The sequence below is a fragment of the Pseudomonas lactucae genome (assembly GCF_016937615.1).
Classification (GTDB): Bacteria; Pseudomonadota; Gammaproteobacteria; order Pseudomonadales; family Pseudomonadaceae; genus Aquipseudomonas; species Aquipseudomonas lactucae.
Genome location: NZ_JAFHKI010000094.1, coordinates 1 through 24,277 on the forward strand (window position 1 = coordinate 1; position 24,277 = coordinate 24,277).

The 24,277-nt window shown below is 59.7% G+C and carries 22 protein-coding genes and 1 pseudogene; 11 read left to right on the top strand and 12 right to left on the bottom strand.

The genetic code is table 11. The features are described from left to right. Positions 1 to 94: 94 nt before the first annotated feature. Both JWR98_RS17570 and JWR98_RS17575 read right to left on the bottom strand, forming a co-directional pair. Positions 95 to 994 carry a D-hexose-6-phosphate mutarotase gene (locus JWR98_RS17570; RefSeq protein ID WP_205490678.1) on the bottom strand — a complete coding sequence of 300 codons (900 nt, stop codon included), beginning with the start codon at positions 992 to 994 and terminating at the stop codon, positions 95 to 97. Between the two features lie 58 nt (positions 995 to 1,052). Beyond that, a complete protein-coding gene (locus JWR98_RS17575; RefSeq protein WP_003176975.1) occupies positions 1,053 to 1,457 on the bottom strand; it encodes an acyl-CoA thioesterase in 405 nt (134 codons plus the stop codon). A gap of 409 nt (positions 1,458 to 1,866) precedes the next feature. On the opposite strand from JWR98_RS17575, the gene JWR98_RS17580 reads away from it, so the two are divergent. The 7 genes and pseudogenes from JWR98_RS17580 to JWR98_RS17610 all read left to right on the top strand — a co-directional run bounded on the left by JWR98_RS17580 (position 1,867) and on the right by JWR98_RS17610 (position 11,356). Then, positions 1,867 to 3,156 carry an MFS transporter gene (locus JWR98_RS17580; RefSeq protein ID WP_003176974.1) on the top strand — a complete coding sequence of 430 codons (1,290 nt, stop codon included), beginning with the start codon at positions 1,867 to 1,869 and terminating at the stop codon, positions 3,154 to 3,156. 247 nt (positions 3,157 to 3,403) lie between these two features. Then, complete coding sequence (locus JWR98_RS17585) at positions 3,404 to 4,390, top strand: phosphate ABC transporter substrate-binding protein PstS (protein WP_016978637.1); 987 nt, start codon at positions 3,404 to 3,406, stop codon at positions 4,388 to 4,390. A 384-nt stretch (positions 4,391 to 4,774) separates the two neighbouring features. Then, on the top strand, positions 4,775 to 6,808 hold the full coding sequence (locus tag JWR98_RS17590; protein WP_179119981.1) for an ABC transporter permease subunit: 2,034 nt from the start codon (positions 4,775 to 4,777) through the stop codon (positions 6,806 to 6,808). 15 nt (positions 6,809 to 6,823) lie between these two features. Continuing rightward, complete coding sequence (pstA, locus tag JWR98_RS17595; RefSeq protein ID WP_078735265.1) at positions 6,824 to 8,494, top strand: phosphate ABC transporter permease PstA; 1,671 nt, start codon at positions 6,824 to 6,826, stop codon at positions 8,492 to 8,494. A gap of 119 nt (positions 8,495 to 8,613) precedes the next feature. After that, positions 8,614 to 9,447 (top strand): phosphate ABC transporter ATP-binding protein PstB, encoded by an 834-nt coding sequence (gene pstB / locus JWR98_RS17600; RefSeq protein WP_049710890.1) that lies wholly within the window; start codon positions 8,614 to 8,616, stop codon positions 9,445 to 9,447. Positions 9,448 to 9,517: 70 nt separating this feature from the next. Continuing rightward, entirely contained in the window at positions 9,518 to 10,279 is a 762-nt protein-coding gene (gene phoU / locus JWR98_RS17605) for a phosphate signaling complex protein PhoU (RefSeq protein ID WP_078735264.1), read from the top strand. 166 nt (positions 10,280 to 10,445) lie between these two features. Then, positions 10,446 to 11,356: pseudogene (locus tag JWR98_RS17610) on the top strand (response regulator). A 63-nt stretch (positions 11,357 to 11,419) separates the two neighbouring features. Here JWR98_RS17610 and JWR98_RS17615 read toward each other — a convergent pair. The 3 genes from JWR98_RS17615 to phoB all read right to left on the bottom strand — a co-directional run bounded on the left by JWR98_RS17615 (position 11,420) and on the right by phoB (position 15,042). Further along, positions 11,420 to 12,760 (bottom strand): hemolysin family protein, encoded by a 1,341-nt coding sequence (locus tag JWR98_RS17615; RefSeq protein ID WP_078735262.1) that lies wholly within the window; start codon positions 12,758 to 12,760, stop codon positions 11,420 to 11,422. 167 nt (positions 12,761 to 12,927) lie between these two features. After that, a complete protein-coding gene (phoR, locus tag JWR98_RS17620) occupies positions 12,928 to 14,250 on the bottom strand; it encodes a phosphate regulon sensor histidine kinase PhoR (protein ID WP_078735261.1) in 1,323 nt (440 codons plus the stop codon). 102 nt (positions 14,251 to 14,352) lie between these two features. Then, complete coding sequence (gene phoB, locus JWR98_RS17625) at positions 14,353 to 15,042, bottom strand: phosphate regulon transcriptional regulator PhoB (protein ID WP_003176964.1); 690 nt, start codon at positions 15,040 to 15,042, stop codon at positions 14,353 to 14,355. A 155-nt stretch (positions 15,043 to 15,197) separates the two neighbouring features. Here phoB and JWR98_RS17630 point away from each other — a divergent pair, with 155 nt between their 5' ends. Next, positions 15,198 to 15,575 (top strand): COG4315 family predicted lipoprotein, encoded by a 378-nt coding sequence (locus JWR98_RS17630; protein ID WP_078735260.1) that lies wholly within the window; start codon positions 15,198 to 15,200, stop codon positions 15,573 to 15,575. 114 nt (positions 15,576 to 15,689) lie between these two features. Here the strand turns inward: JWR98_RS17630 and ubiA are convergent, their stop codons facing one another. After that, a complete protein-coding gene (ubiA, locus tag JWR98_RS17635) occupies positions 15,690 to 16,580 on the bottom strand; it encodes a 4-hydroxybenzoate octaprenyltransferase (protein ID WP_205490681.1) in 891 nt (296 codons plus the stop codon). Continuing rightward, a complete protein-coding gene (locus JWR98_RS17640; RefSeq protein WP_205490683.1) occupies positions 16,580 to 17,143 on the bottom strand; it encodes a chorismate lyase in 564 nt (187 codons plus the stop codon). The genes ubiA and JWR98_RS17640 overlap by 1 nt, the downstream gene beginning before the upstream one ends. Positions 17,144 to 17,338: 195 nt before the next feature. Between JWR98_RS17640 and JWR98_RS17645 the strand changes: the two genes are divergently transcribed. The 3 genes from JWR98_RS17645 to JWR98_RS17655 all read left to right on the top strand — a co-directional run bounded on the left by JWR98_RS17645 (position 17,339) and on the right by JWR98_RS17655 (position 19,159). Continuing rightward, entirely contained in the window at positions 17,339 to 17,506 is a 168-nt protein-coding gene (locus JWR98_RS17645; RefSeq protein ID WP_003176960.1) for a rubredoxin, read from the top strand. Between the two features lie 37 nt (positions 17,507 to 17,543). After that, positions 17,544 to 18,692 (top strand): NAD(P)/FAD-dependent oxidoreductase, encoded by a 1,149-nt coding sequence (locus JWR98_RS17650; RefSeq protein WP_078826601.1) that lies wholly within the window; start codon positions 17,544 to 17,546, stop codon positions 18,690 to 18,692. 191 nt (positions 18,693 to 18,883) lie between these two features. Beyond that, complete coding sequence (locus JWR98_RS17655; protein WP_003176958.1) at positions 18,884 to 19,159, top strand: HU family DNA-binding protein; 276 nt, start codon at positions 18,884 to 18,886, stop codon at positions 19,157 to 19,159. A 165-nt stretch (positions 19,160 to 19,324) separates the two neighbouring features. Here the strand turns inward: JWR98_RS17655 and JWR98_RS17660 are convergent, their stop codons facing one another. The 5 genes from JWR98_RS17660 to JWR98_RS17680 form a co-directional block, all read right to left on the bottom strand. After that, complete coding sequence (locus tag JWR98_RS17660; RefSeq protein WP_205490685.1) at positions 19,325 to 19,471, bottom strand: hypothetical protein; 147 nt, start codon at positions 19,469 to 19,471, stop codon at positions 19,325 to 19,327. Positions 19,472 to 19,617: 146 nt separating this feature from the next. Then, positions 19,618 to 20,142, bottom strand: a complete 525-nt coding sequence (locus JWR98_RS17665; protein ID WP_205490687.1) for a hypothetical protein — start codon at positions 20,140 to 20,142, stop codon at positions 19,618 to 19,620. A 186-nt stretch (positions 20,143 to 20,328) separates the two neighbouring features. Continuing rightward, the gene (locus JWR98_RS17670; RefSeq protein ID WP_425273197.1) at positions 20,329 to 20,691 is read right to left on the bottom strand and encodes an AHH domain-containing protein; all 363 of its coding nucleotides are present in this window, start codon (positions 20,689 to 20,691) and stop codon (positions 20,329 to 20,331) included. Between the two features lie 115 nt (positions 20,692 to 20,806). Continuing rightward, the gene (locus JWR98_RS17675) at positions 20,807 to 21,454 is read right to left on the bottom strand and encodes a hypothetical protein (RefSeq protein WP_078735255.1); all 648 of its coding nucleotides are present in this window, start codon (positions 21,452 to 21,454) and stop codon (positions 20,807 to 20,809) included. A gap of 21 nt (positions 21,455 to 21,475) precedes the next feature. After that, positions 21,476 to 24,277, bottom strand: a 2,802-nt coding sequence (locus JWR98_RS17680) for an RHS repeat-associated core domain-containing protein (protein WP_205490690.1), incomplete at its 5' end; no start/stop codon positions are given.

A 24,277-nucleotide genomic window follows, 5' to 3' on the forward strand; every position in this document is an offset into this window, starting at 1 on the left:
GGGGCTTGCCCCCGATTACAGTGGGTCAGTGAAGGATACCTAAACTGGCACACCGCTATCGGGGGCAAGCCCCCTCCCACATTTAGAACTTTATCTACAGGACGATCGCAGTGATGCTCACGCCCAGCGTGTGGCTTTCACCTGGGGCCAGGCTTACCACATCATCCAGCACATTCGCCGTCTCGATGCACAGCATGCCCTGCCAGCCATCGTCGGCCATATCGTCGAACGCCTTGGCGCGTTCGGTCCAGGGGTTCCAGATCACGGTCGACTTCGAACCTTCGCTGGAGAGCTGGATACGGCGCTGCCAGTCGTTGTCGACAATACTCAGCTCAGCGGGCGTGCCCAGGTAGATACGGTCAGTCTCTGCGGTAAAGCTCAGCAGCCCGGACTGGGTTTTCTCGCTCCAGCCATCGGCGGTGTCGATATACGTCGTCCCATCCAGGCCTTCGACCTGCACATTTCGCACATCGCTCACGGCGAAGTAGGTGTGCAGCGCCTGGCTGAGGGTCACGGTGTCTGTGCCACGGTTATGGCTGGTCAGGCGGATATGCAACTGGTCGTCCAGCAGCAGGCTGAGTGTCAGGTCGACCTGATGGGGCCAACCGGGGAAACCGCCTGCAGGCACCGGCAACACCAGGTCCACCCGCAATGCTTCGCCTTCAAGCGCGGTCCCGGCCAATTCCCAGATCGCTGTACGCACAAAACCATGGGCGCCGGCCGGCTCATCGCTCTGGCGCATCGCCTTTACGCTGGGCGGGTTGCGGTCGAACACGCCAAACCACGGCCAGCACACCGGGACGCCGGTGCGGATGCCTTTGCCCTGCTTGAACACGGCTGCCGGGTTAGGCCAGATCAGCGGCTGCTCGCCGTCACGCTGGTAACTGAAGATGTGCGCGCCCTGCTGGGCCACCCTCAGTTCGGCGCCGTTGTGGCGGATGAGCCAGCAGTCCAGCTCGTCGATTTTCAGGGTTTCAACGTGGGGCAAAGACATGACACAGCACTCTTGATAGCAGGCAATGGGGCAATTGACCGTCAAAACCCGGTGAGGTTTAACGCGCGCGTGACGGCACCGAGCGTGTGCGGCCGCTACCATCGATGGCAACGAAGACAAACACCGCCTCGGTGACCTTGCGCCATTCGCTGGACAACGGGTCGTCGCTCCACACTTCGACCATCATCTGGATCGAGCTGCGGCCGATTTCCAGGGCCTGGGTATAGAAGGACAACTGCGCACCCACCGCCACCGGCACCAGGAACGCCATGCGGTCGATGGCGACGGTAGCCACACGGCCACCCGCGACCTTGCTGGCCATCGCTGTACCGGCCAGGTCCATCTGCGCCACCAGCCAGCCGCCGAAGATATCGCCGAAACCGTTGGTTTCACGCGGGAGCGCGGTGATTTGCAGGGCGAGATCGCCTTGCGGGATAGGATCTTCTTGTTCGAGTTCGATCATGCCGGGGATGCCTCTGACCCGTGACGCTTCATGGGTATTTCAAGTGGATAGCCGTCTTGTAGAAAAACGTTTCAGCACCAACATACACCGCTCAATGCGTTTCTCGTAAGGCGTACTAAAGGGAAACTCTGCCAAATCGGCTGGGTGGCACCCAACGGCGTTTTGGCACAGCAGCCCCTCAAGACTGAGGTTCTTGCGCCTGCAAGGGCCGAGTATATCGACACCCTGGCATCACGACGACCTCTCGAGGCTCATTTGGTCGGTAAATAGGCGCTGTATCGGGGCTTTTGCGGGCAACTGTTCTCCTGGCGCTGTGCTTTTACAAGCGATTTGCTATCTTGCCAAACCCGCCGCCAGTCACGGGCGTGCCGTCCTTGATATCGATAATGACTATAAGAGAAGCCTTGCCATGTCCTCCGTGCCCGCAAGCAGTGCGCAACCCTCGCGCCCGCTGACCCGCAACGACTACAAAACCCTCTCGCTGTCTGCCTTGGGCGGGGCGCTGGAGTTCTACGATTTCATCATTTTCGTGTTTTTCGCCACCGTGGTCGGAAAACTGTTTTTCCCCGTCGACATGCCCGAATGGCTGCGCATGATGCAGACCTTCGGCATCTTCGCCGCCGGCTACCTGGCGCGCCCGCTGGGCGGCATCATCATGGCGCACTTCGGTGATCTGCTGGGCCGCAAGAAAATGTTCACCCTGAGCATCTTCATGATGGCCGTGCCAACCCTGATCATGGGCCTGCTGCCGACCTACGCGCAGATCGGCTTGTGGGCGCCGGTCCTGTTGCTGTTGATGCGCATCATCCAGGGCGCCGCAATCGGCGGCGAAGTGCCGGGCGCCTGGGTGTTCGTCTCCGAGCACGTACCGCCGCGCCATATCGGCTATGCCTGCGGCACCCTGACCAGCGGCCTCACCGCCGGGATCCTGCTGGGTTCACTGGTGGCCACCGCCATCAACACTATTTACAGCCCGGAGCAGGTCTCGGATTACGCCTGGCGTATCCCGTTTCTGCTTGGCGGCGTGTTTGGCCTGCTGTCGGTGTACTTGCGCCGTTGGCTGCATGAAACGCCGATCTTCGCCGAGATGCAGCAACGCAAGACCCTGGCCGCCGAGCTGCCGTTGCGTGCCGTGCTGCGCGACCACCGTGGCGCCATCGTGCTGTCGATGCTGCTGACCTGGCTGCTCTCGGCCGGCGTGGTAGTGGTCATCCTGATGACCCCCACTGTGTTGCAAACCATCTACCACTTCAGCCCGACCGTTGCGCTGCAGGCCAACAGCCTGGCCATCGTCACCCTGAGCCTGGGTTGCATCGCCTCCGGCGCGTTGGCCGACCGCTTTGGCGCCGGCCGCGTGCTGATCACCGGTTGTGCGTTGCTGCTGGCGACGTCCTGGACGCTGTACCACAGCCTGATGGCCCACCCGGACTGGCTGTTCCCGCTGTACGCGCTGACCGGCCTGTTCGTCGGCACCATCGGCGTAGTGCCGTACGTGATGGTCAAGGCGTTCCCTCCAGTGGTGCGTTTCAGTGGTCTGTCGTTCTCCTACAACGTGGCCTACGCCGTATTTGGCGGGCTGACGCCGTTGGCGGTGTCGCTGCTGATGAAGGAAAGCCCGATGGGCCCGGCTTACTACGTGGCTGTCCTGTGCGTGATGGGGATGGTGGTGGGTGGGTATCTCTGGAAGCGCGGGCGGTAATACTGTGGCGAGGGAGCTTGCTCCCGTAGGACTGCGCAGCAGTCCCCCTCTTCAGGGCCGCTTCGCGACCCAGCGGGAGCAAGCTCCCTCGCCACAGGGACGGTGTTCATCCAACTTTTAGTCTTCTTAAACCTTTGCTTGCGATAGTGGCCTTTCATCTAATTGTCATATTCCAGACATAGAGTGTTCACACGGCCTCTCGATACTTGGCCCCGATCCAATTATCCCTATCTGCTAGGAGCAAGGCATGAAACTGAAACGTTTGATGGCGGCAATGACTTTTGTCGCTGCTGGCGTTGCGACCGCCAACGCGGTGGCCGCTGGTGTTGACCCGGCAATCCCGGCTTACGTTAAGACCACTGGTGTGTCGGGCAACCTGTCCAGCGTCGGTTCCGATACCCTGGCTAACCTGATGACCCTGTGGGCCGAGGGGTACAAAAAGGAATACCCGAACGTCAACATCCAGATTCAAGCTGCCGGCTCCGCCACCGCGCCACCTGCGCTGACTGAAGGCACCTCCAACCTGGGCCCGATGAGCCGCAAGATGAAGGACACCGAATTGGCGGCCTTCGAGCAAAAGTACGGCTATAAGCCTACCGCTATCCCGGTCGCCGTCGATGCCCTGGCGGTGTTCGTGCACAAGGACAACCCGATCCAACACCTGACCATGGAACAAGTCGACGCGATCTTCTCCTCGACTCGCCTGTGCGGTGGCAAAGCTGACGTGAAAACCTGGGGCGACCTGGGTGTGACCGGTGACCTGGCCAACAAGCCGGTCCAGCTGTTCGGTCGTAACTCGGTATCCGGCACCTACGGCTACTTCAAGGAAGAAGCCCTGTGCAAAGGCGACTACAAGCCTAACGTGAACGAACAACCCGGCTCGGCGTCGGTCGTGCAGTCGATCAGCTCTTCGCTCAACGGCATCGGTTACTCGGGCATCGGTTACAAGACCGCCAGCGTGAAGACCGTGGCCCTGGCCAAGAAAGGCAGCACTGACTTCATCGAAGACAGCGAAGAAAACGCCCTGAACGGCAAATACCCGCTGTCGCGCTTCCTCTACGTGTACGTCAACAAAGCCCCGAACAAGCCTCTGGCGCCGCTGGAAGCCGAGTTCGTGAAACTGGTTCTGTCCAAACAGGGCCAGGAAGTTGTGGTGAAAGACGGCTACATCCCACTGCCAGCCAAAGTCGCCGCCAAGGCCCTGGCTGACCTGGGTCTGAAAGAAGGCAACTGATTGCCTCTGCGGGGCCGGAATACCGGCTCCGCATCCGAATTTTACAATCCGCTGCCAGCCTTGCTTCGCGGCGGATTCGTTGCGTCACTGCACTGTCATCTTTCTGTCATACAGGATCGCTAGGGTGTGCGCATGAATGATCTGGCCAATTCCACCATGACGACGACTTCTCCTCCCAAGCGCATTGATTTCAATACGCCTGAGCTGCAACGCAAGCGCCGCATTCGCGCGCTCAAGGACCGCCTGACCCGTTGGTACGTGCTGGTGGGCGGCCTCGCTGTCCTTGGCGCTATCACCCTGATCTTCTTCTTTCTCGCCTATGTGGTCGCGCCGCTGTTCCAGGGTGCCTCGCTGACCAAGGAAGATGCGCTGACGCCTGCCTGGATGCAGGACGCCGGCAAGCCGTTGCTGATCTCCCTCGAAGAGCAGAACCAAGTTGCCATGCGGGTTTCCGACAAGGGCCAGGCGCTGTTTTTTGCAGTCGATACCGGTGCAGAACTCAAGCGTTTCGACCTGCCGCTTCCGGCCGGTGTCAGCGTTGCATCCATCGGCGAAGACCAGCCGGGCAGCCCGCTGGTGATCCTCGGTTTGTCCAATGGCCAGTCCCTGGTGTTCCGCCACACCTACAAGGTGTCCTACCCGGACGGCAAGAAGACCATCACCCCCGCGATCGAATACCCCTACGGTGAAACGCCGATCGTGCTGGACGAGGCCGGTCGCTCGCTGGAGCACGTAGCACTCAATGCCACCGACACCTCCCTGGTGGTGGCCGGTTCCGCCGGTTCGCACCTGAATGTGCTGACCCTGAGCCGCGAAGAAAACATGATGACCGGCGAAGTCACCAGCGAGCAGAAACGTGTCGAGCTGCCGCAGATGACCGAGCCGGTGAAGGCGATCTTCATCGACCCGCGCCAGCAGTGGCTGTATGTGATCAACGGCCGTGCCTTGGCCGATGTGTTCAGCCTGCGCGACAAGAGCCTCAATGGTCGATACAAGCTATTGGAAGACGGCAACGCCGAAATCACCGCCAGCACCCAGCTGGTGGGCGGTATCTCGCTGATCGTCGGTAACTCCAAAGGTGGCCTGGCCCAGTGGTTCATGGCCCGCGACCCGGATGGCGAGCAGCACCTCAAGCAAATCCGCACCTTCCAGATGGGCACCGCGCCGATTGTGGAAATCACCGCCGAAGAGCGTCGCAAAGGCTTCACCGCCCTCGACGCTTCCGGCAAATTCGGCGTGTTCCACAGCACCGCCCACCGCACTTTGCTGGTGGACACGGTGGTCGACGGCCAGGGCGTGTTCGGTCTGTCGCCTCGCGCCAACCGCGTGATCGTGGAGGCCGACGGCAAGCTGCAACCGCTGCTGCTGGATAACCCGCACCCTGAAGTGTCCTGGAGCGCGTTGTGGAGCAAGGTCTGGTACGAAAACTACGACGAGCCTAAGTACGTCTGGCAATCGACCGCTGCCAACACCGACTTCGAACCCAAGATGAGCCTGGCACCATTGACCTTCGGTACGCTGAAGGCGGCGTTCTACGCCATGCTGCTGGCGGCGCCATTGGCGGTTGCCGCGGCCATCTACACCGCTTACTTCATGGCCCCGAGCCTGCGCCGCAAGGTCAAGCCGGTGATCGAATTGATGGAAGCGATGCCGACGGTAATCCTCGGTTTCTTCGCCGGCCTGTTCCTGGCGCCGTATGTAGAGGGGCATCTGCCGGGGATTTTCAGCCTGCTGATGCTGCTACCGATAGGTATCCTCGTCGCCGGTTTCGTCTTCAGTCGCCTGCCCGAGTCGATTCGCCTGCGGGTTCCGGATGGCTGGGAGAGCGCGATCCTGATCCCGGTGATCCTGTTCGTGGGCTGGCTGTCGCTGTACATGAGCCCGTACCTGGAGACCTGGTTCTTCGGCGGCGACATGCGCATGTGGATCTCCCACGACCTGGGGATTACCTACGACCAGCGCAACGCACTGGTGGTGGGGCTGGCCATGGGTTTTGCGGTGATCCCGAACATCTACTCCATCGCCGAAGACGCCGTGTTCAGCGTGCCACGCGGCCTGACCCTGGGCTCCCTGGCCCTGGGCGCCACGCCGTGGCAGACCATGACCCGCGTGGTGATCCTGACCGCCAGCCCCGGCATCTTCTCGGCCTTGATGATCGGCATGGGCCGCGCCGTCGGCGAAACCATGATTGTGCTGATGGCCACCGGCAACACGCCAGTGATGGAGATGAACCTGTTCGAAGGCCTGCGCACCCTGGCGGCCAACGTCGCGGTGGAGATGCCCGAGTCGGAGGTGGGCGGCAGTCACTACCGCGTGCTGTTCCTCTCGGCGCTGGTGTTGCTGCTGTTCACCTTCATCATGAACACCCTCGCCGAGCTGATCCGTCAGCGTCTGCGCAAGAAATACTCGTCGCTTTAAGAAAGGTAGAAGTCTGTGAAACAGAACTCCCTGAATGGATGGTTCAAGAGCGGCGCCCCCGGCGTCTGGATCAGCGGTGGCGCGGTGTCCATCGCGGTCATCATGACCATTGGCCTGCTGGCTGTGATTGCGGTGCGTGGCTTGGGCCATTTCTGGCCGGCCGACCTGATCCAGGCCAACTACAGCGTGCCGGGCCAGGAAAACCATGTCGTTATCGGCGAAGTGGTGCAGAAGGAAGAAGTGCCGCGCGAGCGCTTGAAAAGCGCGGGCCTGCCGGTGCCGGACCAGGGCCCGGAATTCATGACCCGCGAGCTGATCAAGGTCGGCAACCGCGACCTGAACGGCAACGATTTCACCTGGATCGTCGGCGAATGGCTCAAGGATCAGACCCGGCCCGCGAACCTGATGACCATCGAACGGCGCGAGTGGGGTAACTTCTACGGCACCTTGGTCAACGTCAAGCAGGACGGCAAGGTCATCGCCGAAGGCGAAGCCGCATGGCCGGAGCTGCAAGCCCGCGTCGACCGCGTCAACGCATTGGCCGCCCAGCTCAAGACCCTGGAAAAAACCGATATCGGCGCGATCAACGCCGGGTTGGAGCGTGTCCGCCTGCACGGTCGCAAGCTGGAGCTGGAAGGCAAGCTCGACGCCGCCGCCCAGGCCGACATGGACGCCGACCGCGCTGAGCTGAACGCCCGTTACCAGGACATCGAAGCGCGCCTGGCCGACCTGCACGCCCAGTTCAACCGCGACGCGTTGACGGCCCGTGACGGCAACGGCAAGGAAATTGAAATCGGCATCGGTAAAGTGGTGCACGCCTACCAGCCGAACGCCATGGGCACGCTGACCAAGATCGGCTTCTACTTCAGCAAGGTCTGGGAATTCCTCAGCGATGACCCGCGGGAAGCCAACACCGAAGGCGGGATCTTCCCGGCTATCTTCGGCACCGTGATGATGACCCTGATCATGGCGATGATCGTGACCCCGTTCGGTGTACTGGCCGCGGTGTACCTGCGTGAGTACGCCAAGCAGAACACCCTGACCCGCATCATCCGCATCGCCGTGAACAACCTGGCCGGTGTACCGGCCATCGTCTACGGCGTGTTCGGCCTGGGCTTCTTCGTGTATGTACTGGGGGGGTCGGTTGACCGTCTGTTCTTCGCCGAGGCCCTGCCGGCCCCGACCTTCGGTACCCCGGGCCTGCTCTGGGCCTCGCTGACCCTGGCGCTGCTGGCCGTGCCGGTGGTGATCGTGGCCACCGAAGAAGGCCTGGCGCGGATTCCTCGCACCGTGCGCGAAGGTTCGCTGGCGCTGGGCGCGACCAAGGCGGAAACGTTGTGGAAGATCGTGCTGCCGATGGCCAGCCCGGCGATGATGACCGGCATGATCCTCGCCGTGGCCCGTGCCGCCGGCGAAGTCGCGCCGCTGATGCTGGTAGGCGTGGTGAAACTGGCGCCGTCGCTGCCGCTGGACGGCAACTACCCGTACCTGCACCTGGACCAGAAGATCATGCATTTGGGCTTTCATATCTATGACGTTGGCTTCCAGAGTCCCAACGTCGAAGCCGCACGGCCGCTGGTGTACGCCACTGCGTTGCTGCTGGTGCTGGTGATCGCCACGCTCAACCTGTCGGCGGTGTGGATTCGTAACCACCTGCGCGAGAAGTACAAGGCACTGGACAGCTGACACGATCCAATGTGGGAGGGGGCTTGCCCCCTCCCACACTGGACCGCGCCCTACACAGAATTTGAGTAAGCCGCCCCCGGCGGTTCAATGAAATGAATTGGTAGCACAGGGAGCATCCCATGCAACAAGACACCCATTCCCACGGCATCAACATGTCTGCCCTGGGTCGCGACAAGCAGAGCCTGAGCCTGGCCCAGGAAACTGTGGCCATCGAAGTACCGGGCCTAAGTCTGTACTACGGTGAAAAGCAGGCGCTGTTCGACGTCAGCATGAACATCCCCAAGCAGCGCGTGACCGCCTTTATCGGCCCGTCGGGCTGCGGTAAATCCACGCTGCTGCGCACGTTCAACCGCATGAACGACCTGGTGGACGGTTGCCGTGTGGAAGGCGCCATCAACCTCTATGGCACCAACATCTACCGCAAGGGCGAGGACGTGGCCGAGCTGCGTCGTCGGGTGGGCATGGTGTTCCAAAAGCCCAACCCGTTTCCCAAGACCATCTACGAAAACGTCGTCTACGGCCTGCGCATCCAGGGCATCAACAAGAAGCGCATCCTCGATGAAGCCGTCGAGTGGGCCTTGAAGGGCGCGGCGCTGTGGGACGAGGTCAAGGACCGCCTGCACGAATCCGCACTCGGCTTGTCTGGCGGCCAGCAACAACGTCTGGTGATCGCCCGTACCATCGCCGTGGAGCCGGAAGTGCTGCTGCTCGACGAACCATGCTCGGCACTCGACCCGATTTCGACGCTGAAAGTCGAAGAACTGATCTACGAGCTGAAATCCAAGTTCACCATCGTCATCGTGACTCACAACATGCAACAGGCGGCGCGGGTGTCCGACTACACCGCGTTCATGTACATGGGCAAGTTGGTGGAGTTCGGCGATACCGATACCCTGTTCACCAATCCGGCGAAGAAGCAGACCGAAGACTACATCACCGGTCGCTACGGCTAGGAAGCTGTGGTTCTGATTGCACTGACGCTGCGGTTCTCCGCACCTTACCGGACGCTCCAAGGACGCCAACATGATTAGCAAAGAAGGCCTTACCCATCACATCTCCGCGCAGTTCAACGCCGAGCTCGAGGAGGTGCGCAGCCACCTCCTGGCGATGGGCGGCCTGGTGGAGAAGCAAGTCAACGATGCGGTCACCGCGCTGATCGAGGCCGATTCGGGCCTGGCCCAGCAAGTGCGTGAAATCGACGACCAGATCAACCAGATGGAACGCAACATTGACGAAGAATGCCTGCGCATTCTCGCCCGTCGCCAGCCGGCGGCCTCGGACCTGCGTTTGATCATCAGCATCTCCAAGTCGGTGATCGACCTGGAGCGCATCGGCGACGAAGCCACCAAGATCGCCCGCCGCGCCATCCAGCTCTGCGAAGAAGGCGAAGCGCCGCGCGGTTATGTGGAGGTGCGTCATATCGGCGACCAAGTGCGCAACATGGTGCGCGATGCCCTTGACGCGTTTGCGCGTTTCGACGCGGACCTGGCGTTGTCGGTCGCGCAGTACGACAAAGTCATCGACCGCGAATACAAAACCGCCCTGCGTGAGCTGGCCACCTACATGATGGAAGACCCGCGCTCTATCTCAAGGGTCTTGAGCATTATCTGGGTGCTGCGCTCCCTGGAGCGGATCGGCGACCACGCGCGCAATATCTCGGAACTGGTCATCTACTTGGTTCGCGGTACCGACGTACGGCACATGGGCCTCAAGCGCATGAAGGCTGAAGTTGAAGGTTCAGCTGATCAAAGCCCTAATGTTCCGGGCGAACCTGACGATAAGTAAGTTGCCCGAGAAATTAACGCCCGGCCTTTGGTCGGGCGTTTTCGTTTGTGGCACCTGAATTTTTACGAATCGGGTAAAAGAAAGTCCGAACGTGACTGCAGAGTTTTGGCAAAATGCCATCAGTCAGGCGTTTTGCGTGCCGAAGTTTTTATAGGATGAAGGGTCGATGAGTAAAGTCAGTGTATTGGTGGTGGATGACGCCTCGTTTATCCGCGACCTGGTGAAGAAGTGCCTGCGCAACTACTTCCCCGGGATCAAGCTTGAAGATGCGGTGAATGGCAAGAAGGCCCAGACCATCCTGATGCGCGAGTCCTTCGACCTGGTGCTGTGCGACTGGGAAATGCCGGAGATGTCCGGCCTGGAGCTGTTGACCTGGTGTCGTGAGCAACCGCACCTCAAGGCCATGCCATTCGTGATGGTGACCAGCCGTGGCGACAAAGAGAACGTAGTCCAGGCCATCCAGGCTGGGGTTTCCGGCTACGTCAGCAAGCCGTTCACCAACGAGCAACTGCTGAACAAGGTCAAGCAGGCCCTGCACAAGGTCGGTCGCCTCGACGCCCTGGTTGCCAGCGCACCGACCAAGATGAACTCGGCGTTCGGCAACGACTCTCTGAGCGCGCTGACGGGCGGCAAGCCTGAGGCCGCGCGCGCAGCGCCCGTTGCGCCGCCGCACCTGCGCCAAGCAGAGGCCTGCTCAACAGCCCGCCGGTTCAAGCGCCCTCCGCCGCTGCGCCGTCCGCCGGCCGTGGCCAGGGCCAATTGCGCCTGTCCAGCGGCACCCAGCAATGCGTGATCAAGGCGCTGAGCATCAAGGAAGCGCTGCTGGTGGTGCGTCGAGGTGACGTCCTGCCTCAGGTACTGGAAAGCGCCGTGCTTGACCTGGAGCAAGGCGAGAACGCCGAAGTGGCCCGCCTCAACGGCTACCTGCACGCCATCGTCGCCTTCGAGCCCAAGCCCGACAGCGACTGGCTGCAGCTGACCTTCCGGTTTATCGACCAGGACGCGCAGAAACTCGACTACATTTCCCGCCTGATCGCACGGGGCACGGCGCAGAAGCATTTTGTGCCGGGTGCGTGATCTGCAGAGCAACGCCTAACCAATGTGGGGGCTAGCTCCCACATTTGGTTTGCGTTCCGGAGGTCAGTCCAGCAGTAACACCTTGGCCAGCACGATCTTCGGCCCTTTCATCTTCTTGATGATGATGCGCAGGCCTTCAACCTCCAGCACTTCTTCCTCTTCCGGCACGCGCTTGAGCGTGTCGTAAATCAGGCCGGCCAGGGTTTCGGCCTCGATGTGGTCCAGGTCGACGCCCAGCAGGCGTTCGACCTTGAACAGCGGTGTATCGCCGCGCACCAGCAGCTTGCCCGGCTGGTAGGCCAGGATGCCGCGCTCGACCTTGCGGTGTTCGTCCTGAATATCGCCCACCAGCACTTCCAGCACGTCTTCCATGGTGAGGTAGCCGATGATTTTGCCGTCGGCTTCTTCCACCAGGGCAAAGTGTGCGCCGCCTTTGCGGAACTGCTCCAGCAACTGCGACAACGGCATGTGCCGGGAAACGCGTTCCAGCGGACGGGTCAGTTCGGCCAGGTTGAACGACTCGGGGATGTGATCCAGGGCCGCCAGTTCCAGCAGCAGGTCCTTGATGTGCAGCAAGCCGACGAACTCGTTGCGCACCGCGTCATACACCGGGTAGCGGCTGAACTTGTGGCGACGGAACAGCGCCAGGATCTCTTTGAGCGGGGCGTTGAAGTCCAGGGTGACGAGGTCTTCCCGGGAATTGGCCCAGTCAACGACTTCCAGCTCGCCCATTTCCACGGCCGAGGCCAGCACACGCATGCCTTGGTCGCTCGGGTCCTGGCCACGGCTGGAGTGCAGGATCAGCTTGAGTTCTTCGCGGCTGTAATGGTGTTCGTGATGCGGGCCAGGCTCGCCTTGGCCCGCGATACGCAAAATAGCGTTGGCGCTGGCGTTGAGCAGGTAGATCGCCGGGTACATGGCCCAGTAGAACAGGTACAGCGGCACCGCCGTCCACAGCGACAGCAGCTCGGGCTTGCGGATGGCCCAGGACTTGGGCGCCAGTTCACCGACCACGATGTGCAGGTAGGAAATCACGAAGAACGCGGCAAAGAACGACACGCCTTTGATCACTTCCGGCGATTCGACGCCCACGGCGCCCAACAGCGGCTCAAGGATATGCGCAAAGGCCGGCTCACCGACCCAGCCCAGCCCCAGGGAGGCGAGGGTGATACCCAACTGGCAGGCCGACAGATAAGCGTCGAGCTGGCTGTGTACAGTGCGCAGGATCTGCCCGCGCCAGCCGTTGGTGTGGGCGATGGCTTCGACCCGGGTCGAGCGCAATTTGACCATGGCAAATTCCGCCGCAACGAAGAAACCGTTGAGCAGTACCAGGATCAGAGCAAAAAGAATCATGCCGAAGTCGGCGAAGAGGGTCGCGAGGGTAATGCCAGGGGAAGGGTCCATGATGGGGTTTTGCGGGTTCCGTGTGTTCAATAAGGGATGACAGAAGGGCCTGAAAGGCAGGCGCAAGTCGGCCAATGTAGCCGCTGACGGGGCGCTTGCCTAGTGGTTGCTGCCGGGTGGGGTGTGGAATCCGCCCCTCCCACATGTCCAGCTGTGTTGTGTTTGGATTATTCGTCATTCCCGACGAGGCGCGAACGCGTTACCTGCGTCGTCGGAAAATGGCAGGTAAATGTACTGCCATGCCCCAGCACACTGCTGATTTCCAGGCGTGCGCGGTGGCGCAGCAGCACATGCTTGACGATCGCCAGGCCCAGCCCGGTGCCTCCGGTGTTGGAGTTGCGGCTGGAATCGACGCGGTAGAAGCGTTCGGTCAGACGCGGCAGGTGCTTGGCGTCGATGCCGATGCCGGAGTCCTGCACGCTCAGGTGCGCGCCCTGCGCGTCGGCCCACCAGCGGATGCGGATAGTGCCCTTGTCCTGGGTGTACTTCACGGCGTTGAACACCAGGTTGGAGAACGCACTGCGCAGTTCGCCCTCACTGCCCTTGAGCATCACTGAAGCGTCGGCTTCCAGGCTGATCTGCTGTCCGCGCTCGCCGGAGAGGGCCTGGGCGTCATTCTTGATGGTCTGCAGCAGGCTTTGCACGGCCACCGGGTGGTTGTCCGAGGGATAATCGGTGGCCTCGAGCTTGGCCAGCAACAGCAGGTCGTTGAGCAGGGTCTGCATGCGCGAACCTTGTTGCTGCATCTGCTGCAGGGCGCGGCTCCAGCGCGGGTTGATCTCGTCGACATTGTCCAGCAGCGTCTCCAGATACCCGCAGATCACCGTCAACGGCGTGCGCAGTTCGTGGGAGACGTTGGCGACGAAGTCTTTGCGCATCTGTTCCAACTGGTGGATGCGGGTCACGTCGCGCACCAGCATCAGGTGCTCGTTGTTGCCGTAGCGCGTCAGGTACAGCTGGATACGCACGCGGTCGTTGGTCGGCGAGGGGATTTCCAGGGCTTCTTCGTAGTTGTCCTGCTCGAAGTACTCCTTGAAGCGCGGGTGGCGCACCAGGTTGGTCACCGGCTGCCCGCTGTCCTGGGGCGTCTTGAGGCCCAGCAGGGTTTCGGCCGCGCGGTTCCACCATTCCAGGTTACCGTCGCTGTCGAGCATGATCACCGCGTCCTTGAGCGCGGCGGTGGACTCCTGCACCCGGTCGATCACCGCTTGCAGGCGCCCGCGTACCCGTTGGTCGCGGCGTTGCAGGTGGTAGATGCTGTCGAACACCTCGCCCCACAGGCCGTAGCCGTCGGGTGGCGCTTCGTCGGGTTTGTGCTGGCGCAGCCATTCATGCAGGCGCAGCAATTGCTTGAGGGTCCAGCCCAGGTACAGGCCGACGCCGATGGCCAGGCTCCAGCCGTAGTAGCCGCTGATCAGCCCGACCAACAGGCAGCCGGTGATCAGCAGAAGCATGTGGCGGATCAGGGTGCCATGCCAGTTTTGGTTCATGGGGCGTCCTTCGGAGCAGCTTTAAGTTTCAAGCTGCAAGCTTCAAGTCAGAGCGAGGCGGCTTTTTCTTGCCGCTTGTTGCTGATCACTTGCAGCTAGGTTTCAACCTTTGGTTGAAAACCTATAGCCAGTGCCGCGCACGGTTTGTACCAGATTCTCATAGGCATCGCCCAAGGCTTTGCGCAGACGGCGGATATGCACGTCCACGGTGCGCTCTTCGACGTAGACGTTGCCGCCCCAGACCTGATCGAGCAACTGGCCACGGGTGTAGGCGCGCTCCTGGTGGGTCATGAAGAACTGCAGCAGGCGGTATTCGGTGGGGCCCATTTCGGCCGGCTTGCCGTCGATGGTCACGCGGTGGCTGATCGGGTCCAGCAGCAGCCCACCGACTTCGATTGGCGCTTCGCCATCCGTCGGGCCGGCGCGGCGCAGCACGGCTTTGAGACGCGCAACCAGCTCGCGTGGGGAGAAGGGCTTGGTGATGTAATCGTCGGCGCCCACTTCCAGGCCCTGGATCTTGTTGTCCTCTTCGCCCTTGGCGGTAAGCATGATGATCGGGATATCCCCGGTCAGCTCGTCGCGCTTGAGACGGCGCGCCAGTTCGATGCCGGAGGTGCCGGGCAGCATCCAGTCCAGCAGGATCAGGTCCGGCTTGCGGTCGACGATAATGGCATGGGCCTGCTGGGAGTTTTCCGCCTCCAGGCAGTCGTAGCCGGCCATTTCCAACGCAACGGCGATCATCTCGCGGATGGGCGCTTCGTCGTCAACAATCAGAATGCTCCTGCCAACCATGCTCAAAAATCCTCTTGTCATTTAACTGTCTTGCGCCGCATTAGATAACGGAATTATTGCAGTCGTGTGACAGTAATTTAGTCGTCCGGGCAATTCACGGCACTCTGGACTACCCTTTGGGTCCGAATCCTGACAACCACAAAAGGAAGATTCCGATGACTTACAGCACTGTTTCCTGGAAAGCCCTGCTGCTATCGGCGGTGATGACACTGCCAGGCCTGGCTTTTGCCGCAGAGCCGGCGATGACTCACGATGGGATGCTGGTGGATCATAAAGGCATGACCCTTTACACCTTCGACAAGGATGCCGAGGGCAAGTCAGTGTGCAAGGACCAGTGCGCGACCAACTGGCCGCCGCTGAAGGCTGAGTCCACCGATACGAAGACCGGCGGTTGGACCGTCATCACCCGCGACGACCAGACCAGCCAATGGGCCTACAAAGGCAAGCCTGTGTACACCTACAAGGATGACAAGAAGGCCGGTGACAAGACCGGTGACGGCAAGGGTGGGGTTTGGCACATCATCAAGCCATAAGCCTGCGGCGCCGCTGAATCCATCGGGGGCAAGCCCCCTCCCACATTTGAAATGCGTTCCCCTGTGGGAGGGGGGCTTGCCCCCGATGGCGCCGGTACAGCCACCACAAAAACCTCAGCGAAACCCGTAGTCGGCCACAATCCCCACAAAAATCGCCAACCCCGCCCAATGGTTGTGCAAAAACGCCCTGAAGCACTTCATCCGGTCCCGGTCGCGGGTGTACCAGAATTCCCAGGCAAAACAGCCCGCCGCCGCCAGCAGCCCGAGGTGGAACCAGCCGCCCAGCTCAAACCGCACTCCTGCCAGCAACAGGCAGACCAACGCCAGGCCCTGCAGGGTAAGGATGATCACCCGGTCAGCATCGCCGAACAGAATGGCAGTGGACTTGACGCCGATCTTCAAGTCATCGTCTCGGTCGGTCATTGCGTAATAAGTGTCATAACCCACCGTCCACAGCAGGTTGGCGATGTACAGCAGCCATGCAGTGGCGGGCAAATCGCCTGTTTCGGCGGTAAATGCCATCGGCATGCCCCAGGAAAACGCCGCGCCCAGCACCACCTGCGGGTAATAGGTGTAGCGCTTCATGAACGGGTAGCTCGCCGCCAGCGCCAGGCCGCCGAGGGACAGCAGGATGGTGGTGGCGTTGGTCAGCAGCACCAGCAGGAAACTGACGCCCATCAGCAGCGCAAAGAACACCAGCGCCTCTTTTGAACTGATCTTGCCGCTGGCCAGCGGACGTTGTGCCGTGCGCTTTACATGGCCGTCCACCTTGCGGTCGGCCCAGTCATTGATCACGCAGCCGCCCGCTCGGGTGAGTACCACGCCCAGTACGAAAATCACGATATTGGCGAGCGACGGCGAACCCTTGCCGGCGATCCACAATGCCCACAGGGTCGGCCACAACAGCAGGTAGATGCCGATGGGCTTGTCCATGCGGGTCAACTGAATGAAGTCCCAGGCCCTTGGGTTCAAGCGGTTCAAGGATTTGAGCGCACGTTGATACATCAGCAGTTCTCCGGATGGTCATGCAGCGCCTGCCAGAAACCCGGCAAGAAGACTTCCGCCACCAGCACGCTCAGCGCGCCACGGTCGAAGCGCGAGCGACGGGCCCATAGCCCATCGGCCTGGTCGGCGTTCGGCAGCCATTGCCGAGGGTAACGGCACACTTCGATCGCCTGGCGGGTAAACGCCTGGTCGCAGAACAACAACTCGCCCAGCGAGCGGCTGCCCAGTTCGTCCATGTGCAAACCGTCGCCCTGCAGCGCACTGCGTGATGCCACGCTGCGGGCAAATACCCACGGCTGGTCATGCCCGCGCAAATACACCTCGCGCACCCAGCCGACCGTGGCCGGGGCCAGGTCCAGGGCCGCACACTCATCGTCCCGCAGCGGTTGCCAGCCCTCGAACAGTGGGGCGACGCTGAAGCCGTCGTTCGACAGCCACGTCAAGCGGCGCGTCAGTGAGCCTTCATCGAACAGCCAATCGAGGGTCAAGGGCGTGGGCAGGGGGCTCAAACGGCTCTGGATCAGCCATTGGCAAGCATCGGGAAGGGCGATTGAGTGCGGCACGGAGAGTCAGTAATTGGCAGCGAAAGAGGCGGCGAGCTTACCATGGCGCCTTGGACTTTTGCCGGGCTGAGCCGGCACCTTGCGTCGATCGCGCTTGCATCTGCAGGCTCCGATCAGTACAAAACGCCCTGAGCCGTACGGCAACGCTGGTCTATCGACCGTCGGCCAAGATGCCTGGACCCTGAGGAAGCAAGAATGAAGAAGTGGCAATGTGTAGTCTGCGGCCTGATCTATGACGAGAAAGACGGCTGGCCGGATGACGGAATCGCTCCGGGCACCCTGTGGCAAGACGTCCCTGAAGACTGGCTGTGCCCGGATTGCGGCGTGGGCAAAATGGATTTCGAAATGATCGAAATCGCCTGATCTGAACATTTAAGAACCGTACTACAAGGAGAACGGAATGAACGCACCTGTCGTGATCATCGGCACAGGATTGGCCGGTTACAACGTGGCCCGGGAATTTCGCAAGCTCGACAGCGAAACCCCCTTGCTGCTGATCACCGCGGATGATGGGCGTTCCTACTCCAAGCCCATGCTCTCCACCGGCTTTGGCAAGAACAAGGAAGCCGACGGCCTGAGCATGGCAGAGCCTGGCGCCATGGCCGAGCAGCTCAAGGCCGAAGTGCGCACCCACACGCGTGTCAGCGGCATTGACCCAGGCCACAAGCGCCTGTGGATCGGCGAGGAAGCCGTGGCTTACCGCGACCTGGTCCTGGCCTGGGGCGCCCAGACCGTGCAGGTGCCCGTCGAGGGCGATGCGGCCGAGCTGATTTTCCCGATCAACGACCTTGAAGACTACGCACGCTTTCGTACTGCCGCGGCCGGCAAGCGCCGCGTGCTGCTGCTCGGCGCCGGCCTGATCGGCTGTGAATTTGCCAACGATTTGATCCTGGGCGGTTATGAAATCGACCTGGTCGCCCCGTGCGAGCAAGTCATGCCGACCCTGCTGCACCCGGCGGCGGCCGCCGCGGTACAGGCCGGCCTTGAAAGCCTGGGCGCGCGTTTCCACCTGGGGCCGGTGCTCAACCGCCTGCAGCGCACGGCGGACGGCCTCGAAGCCCACCTGTCGGACGGTGCGGTGATCCCCTGCGACCTGGTGGTCTCGGCCATCGGCCTGCGCCCACGCACCGACCTGGCCGCCGCCGCCGGCCTGCAGACCAACCGCGGCATCATGGTGGACCGCCACCTCAAGACCTCCCACGCCAACATCTACGCCCTGGGCGACTGCGCCGAGGTCGATGGCTTGAACCTGCTGTACGTGATGCCGCTGATGACCTGCGCCCGAGCGCTGGCCCAGACCCTGGCCGGCAACGCCACGGCGGTCAGCTACGGCCCGATGCCCGTCACCGTGAAAACCCCGGTCTGCCCGCTGGTGGTCTCGCCACCCCCACGCGGCACCGAAGGCGTATGGACTGTCGAAGGCCAGGGCGCCGACATCAAGGCGCTGTGCCGCGATGCCAGTGGCCGCCTGCTGGGGTATGCGCTGACCGGCACCGCCGTGATGGAAAAACTGGCGCTCAATAAGGAACTTCCGCCGTTGCTGGCGTAAATACCGGTCGTTCTGTCGGAATAAGCCCGTTTTTCACCCCAGAAAGCTCGCCGCGAGACTGGCGGAGCGTGCGAGGGCATGCCATCCTCACTCCCGTCTGCCGCAGAGTAGAGCCTGCGGCGCTTTGGGCGCCGCTCCGTCAGAGAGTGGCACGGACATAACAACAAAAAACCGTCAAAGAGGCTTCACATATGCGTAAACCAGAACTCGCAGCCGCCATCGCTGAAAAAGCGGATCTCACCAAAGAGCAGGCCAACCGCGTCCTCAACGCCGTTCTCGAAGAAATCACCGGCGCCCTGCACCGCAAGGACAGCGTCACCCTGGTGGGCTTCGGCACCTTCCTGCAACGCCACCGCGGCGCCCGCACCGGTAAAAACCCGCAAACCGGTGAGCCTGTGAAAATCAAGGCCAGCAATACCGTTGCGTTCAAACCGGGTAAATCGCTGAAAGATACCGTTAACGCTTAACGCGCAGTACCGTCTCGAAGGGAGGCGGGGCGGTAAGAAGAATGGGCACGCCGACTGGGTCGGGTGCCCATTTTTTGTGAAATCAATATTCAGGTGCTTTTGGCACAATCGTGGGGTTTGAGGCGGTCCACCCGTTCTCGGCACACCAGTGCTGTACATCCGCGATCAGTTCTGCTGAAACCGGCTGAAGATTCGGCAGCTTTTTCTCATACTTTTTAATGCTCTCCACAAAAAAGGTAATAAACGCCGCACGATTAATTTGCGCTGAGCGGCCTTGTCTTTTTTATGTGGGACGAAATCTTCCTCGTCCATGGCAATATCCAGACCGAACATTTTGTCTTTGGCGTAGTAACGGCAAAATGTTTTTCTTTGCAGATCCTTCGGCAGGCATCGCAGGCAAACCACCAACTCCCAATCAAGAGAAAGGTACGCCCAGCGGGTCGGTGGCGCAGAAAAAATTATTCTTCTGGATATATCAATATTTTGCTGTTGTCCGGGAGGACTTCGTAGATGGTGGGTGTGCCATTCACATGTGTTATTTCGTAATCTCTCGTTGTAAATGTGTCTCGCCATATCTTTTCAGTAATTGAAGCTATTTTTTTGCCATCATATTTATAAAAGGATTCGGAGTATTCTCCAGTATTGAGCAAGCTATAGTGCGCTGTTGTATGTCCGCTTTCGAGTGTATTAACGGCAACTGAGTCGAGGTTGGCGTCCACGCTCTCTTCTAGAGCGCTGCCAAAATTTAATTCTATAACGGTGTCTGGAGTGTTTATGAAAAATCTTCTATAGATAATCCATTGCTCTTTGGGCTTTACATGCTTCGCGTATTGTATTTCGGCTATTATTTTTTGATGGTTGTCTACAAAGTAGCATTGTTTGTTATTAGCTGGTTTTGCGCTATTTTTAAGTAATCGGCCAGGGGTGCATCCTTGTAGCTCGCAGGTGTAAGGCGCGGGATTGTATGAGTGCATGATGCCCATACCCCACTGTTTCGACACATGTTCATTTTCTGTGTGCGATATAAGTTCACTATATTTTTCTTGTGTTCATTAAGTAGCGAAAGCAAGAAATCCTTCATGATGGGTTTTCCTATTTTGCCAGTGGGAAAGTTTTGCCGCCGCCGAGCTCTAGGTTGAGCGTCTTTAGTCCTTGCTCGAAGTCGGCCTTTATTTGTGCGCCTTTAGTGTATCCCACACACATTGTTTATATGCATTTCCATGTACGCCTTCTCCCGCGTGAGCATTTACCTTGGTATTAGTTAGGCGAGGTTTTGAATTGGCGGGCAGCCATATGCCATTTTCTTTTTGGTTTATATCGATACCAAGCCTCTCCATGCGTCTTCTCAAGAAGCGCATCCGTATGTCTTTCGAGTTGGACATGACAATATGATGCGCTCGATAGTCCTTACTTGGCGCCTCGCCCAGACGGCCGGCAAGTTTTTTTGCATCGCTTGAGCAACTTAATCCAAGCGGATCCAACCACGTGAATGGATTGGGTGTGTACTGATAGAGATTGACTCCACCCAGCAACCCAATCGGATCCGGCGTCGTAAACAGTGTGATAAGGGAACGGATTTATTTAAATTTCGCATTTGCTTGGCTAGACGATGCTAAATAAATCCGTCCTTCCCCCCCCGCCGCTTTATCAAAACGAGACTTCAAAAACCACTTTGCCCATGCGATTCTTAATTTGATAACTCGTCTCATTGATTTCTGCGCTTTTGAATAGATCGCTTCGATCAATAAAACCTGGTAGCTCATGCATCCAGATTTTATTGGTTATTTCGCTCTGTTCTTCACAATACCAACCTTCACCGACTGCGGCATTGAGTATTCTATAAACATTTATTTTATGTTTTTTGTTTTTACTGCTCTTTGAAAGCTTTTTAATTGGAGTTTCTAGTTCGAAATGGGTTTTCAATACGGCTTCAGCAGTCGAATTGATAACGTCTACAACCTTAGAGTTGCTTTCTTTCTTCGTTGCAATCGCAACAAGTGCTTGGCGTAGCTCCTCCAGCAGTTGTTTATCCTGATTAAATCGATCCAGAGTGAGAAGCTTTTTGAAGTCGAAGTGTTCTACAAAAATGTTTGTGACGCCTAAGACGTTATCAAATAGATCTTCGTCGCCGCGAGGGCCCAGCGAAACAACAATTTTACTACTTCCATTTATCTCGATTTTGGGCAGCAGGGCCATGAATATCTGAGTAATATGGTGGCTCAGTTGACGTATCCGAACACCCTCAGTGAGAACGGAAGCATCACTTTCTTGTAGGGTAAGTAGTTTTAAATTCATTGCAGTGTTCACTTCGAAAAATTAACGGTTATCAGGCGTGCCGTACAATTTAAGGTAACCATCTCTTGTGTCAACCTGCGGTAATGGGTTTTTGTGAATCGGTGAAGGCATGTTGCCGTTGTTTCTAGCCGCGTGCTTGTCTGTGATTTTTTGTTCCGTAGCTTTAGCTTGGAGTCGTGTCTTATTCTTCTCGACAATCACTGCCTTGTAGCGTCCAGCTTGGGGTTGGTTCAGCACATTGAGCTGTTGGTTGGCCCGAGGTGATGTGCCATTTTTATTTAGCGGACGCCCGCTGATTCCCGGCTTCATCATCCGCCCAGTTTTTGTATCAACGATGACATAGACGTGATTAGGATTTTTACTTGCATGGCTGTTGCCATGAACCTTCCCACTGCCTCCACACGTCAGCCCTAAAGGATCGATCCAGCCAAATGGGTTATCGGCATAGAGGTAATTATTGATGCCTCCCGCTAACCCAATCGGATCCGGCGTCGTAAACCGCCCCACATCCGGATCATAAAACCTGAACGTATTGAAATGCAGCCCTGTCTCCCGGTCCAGGTACTGCCCCTGGAACCGCAGGTTCTGCTCTTCGATGTAGTACGGCTCGCGCACCTCCTCCAACGTATTGCCCCACACCCGATACGTCGCTTGCCAGACGCTGTGGCCATCCGCTTCGGTCAGCTGTTCCGGCAGGCCGTTCAGGTCGTTGTGGTAGTAACGAATCTTCTGCAGCGGCCCGGTGCCATCGACCCGTGCCAAGGGTTCGTAGCCGTCATCTTCGTAAACATAAAGACTGGTCTGGCTGTGCCTGTGTTCCTGCAACAAGCGCAAACCATCCCAGGTAAACCGGGTTTCCCCCAGCGGATAGCCATCAACACCATGCTCGGTTTTCTCGATCCGGCGACCCAGCGGGTCGTAGGTCATCCTGACCACGCTGCCGTTTTCATTGCGTACTTCAATCAGCCGGCTTTCGGCGTCATAGGCAAAACGCTGCAGGCCCCGCGCTGCGCTGCGTTTTTCAATGGTGCGGCCAAACGCGTCATAGCGATACCGCTTGTCCTGATACGTCAGCAGCTTGTTATGCACCACCAACCCGGCACCAGCCTGCGGGCCGTCGAGCAAGTTGGCGGCGGCGTCGTAGGCGAAGGTTTCGCGCTGGCCGTGCAGGCTGTCCTGGCTGGCGATGATGCGGCCGGTGGAGTCGTAGTGCAGCAGTTGGCGGTGTTGCGTGGCGGCGTGCTGGTCGAGTTTGCCAATCAGGTTGTCGGCCGGGCCATACTCGAATTGTTTTTGCGCGGCTGCCGGTAGCAGCGACGGTTGGCCCGCCAGACGACGTTGGCGTGCGCGCAGGCGGCCGCTGCGGTCGTATTCGCTGCGGGTGCTGAGCTGACCCTGGGTGCGCAGGACTTCGCGGTGCAGTCGGTCGCGCTCGAAGTCGCTGATCACCTGTCCGTCGAGGTTGATCTGATGCAGGTGGCCGCTGCCGTAGTACAGGCGGTTGAGCCAACGGCCGTCGGGCAGTTGGGTCTGGATCAGGTTGCCGAGTTCATCGTAGTGATGGTGCAGATTGCCGGCGGCACTCTGTTCGGCTAGCAATTGGCCAAGGGCGTCGTAGGCGAAGCCCAACGCCTGTGCATTGCCTTGCAAGTCGGTGAACGTCACCGCCGTAAGCTGGTCCACGGCGTCGTAGCTGTAATCGGTGCGGCCATCGTCGGTGGTCTTGGCGATCAGCCGGCCAACGGCGTCGCGCTCCAGCCGATGGACGATGGGCGTGGGCGGTATCTCGGGAACGACGGCCAAACCACTGCCATACGGGGCCGGAACAGCGGTCACCGCAATCACATTGTCCAGCGGATCGTAGCGGTAGCGCTTGGCGCTGCCATCCAGGTCTTGCTGCTCGGTCAACCGATCCCCGGCATCCCACGCAAACCGATAACGCTCGCCGTTTTCGTTGATCAGCGCTTGCAGGCGCCCATAGCTGTCATAGCCGAACTGCACCTGCCGACCATGAGCGTCGGTGCGCTGGCGCACCTGGCCGCGACGGTTATGCTGGTACAGCGTGGTATGCCCGGCCGGGTCGGTGTAACCCACCAGTTGGCCGCTGGTGTTGCGCTGGTACTGCTCGGTGCGTCCGTCCGGCAATTGGCTGCTGAGCAGGCGTCCCTGGGCGTCATAGCTGAACAGGGTGCGCTCGCCAAGAGCGTCGGTAATGACCTGCAAATTGCCGCGTTCGTCGTAGCCAAAGCGCGTTGAATAGCCCGAGCAATCCACGTGTTCGACCAACTGCCCGAACGGGCTCCAGCGCAGCTTCTTGCTTTTGCCGGTAGCGTCGATGATTTCCACGGGCTGGCCGTGATCGTCATAGCGGTAACGGGTGACATGGCCCAGCGGGTCGGTCTCGGCGATGCAGTTGCCGCGCGGGTCGTAGCGATACGCCCAGCTATTGTCGGCGGCATCGGTCTCCACCAGCGGCAACGCCCAGTGCTCAAGCCACAGGGTCGAGTCGCTGCGGCCCAGCGGGTCGGTCTCGCCAATCAAGTTGCCGGTTTCGTTGTAGCTGTATGCATAGCGCCCACCCAGCGGGTCGGTGGCGCTGAGCAATTGGCGCTCGTCGTTCCACTCGAACCGCCAGATTTGCCCGAGGTTGTCGCTGTACCGAACGATTTGGTGCTGGGAGTTCCAGTGTCGGGTACTGACGCGTTGCAAGCCGTCGGTAATCCGCGTGATACCGGCCTGCAAGTCGTAGTCGAACTGGTAGGTGTCGCCTTCGTCGGTCCAGTGCCGAACCACGCGCCATTCTGCGTTTTCAACCAAGGCCCA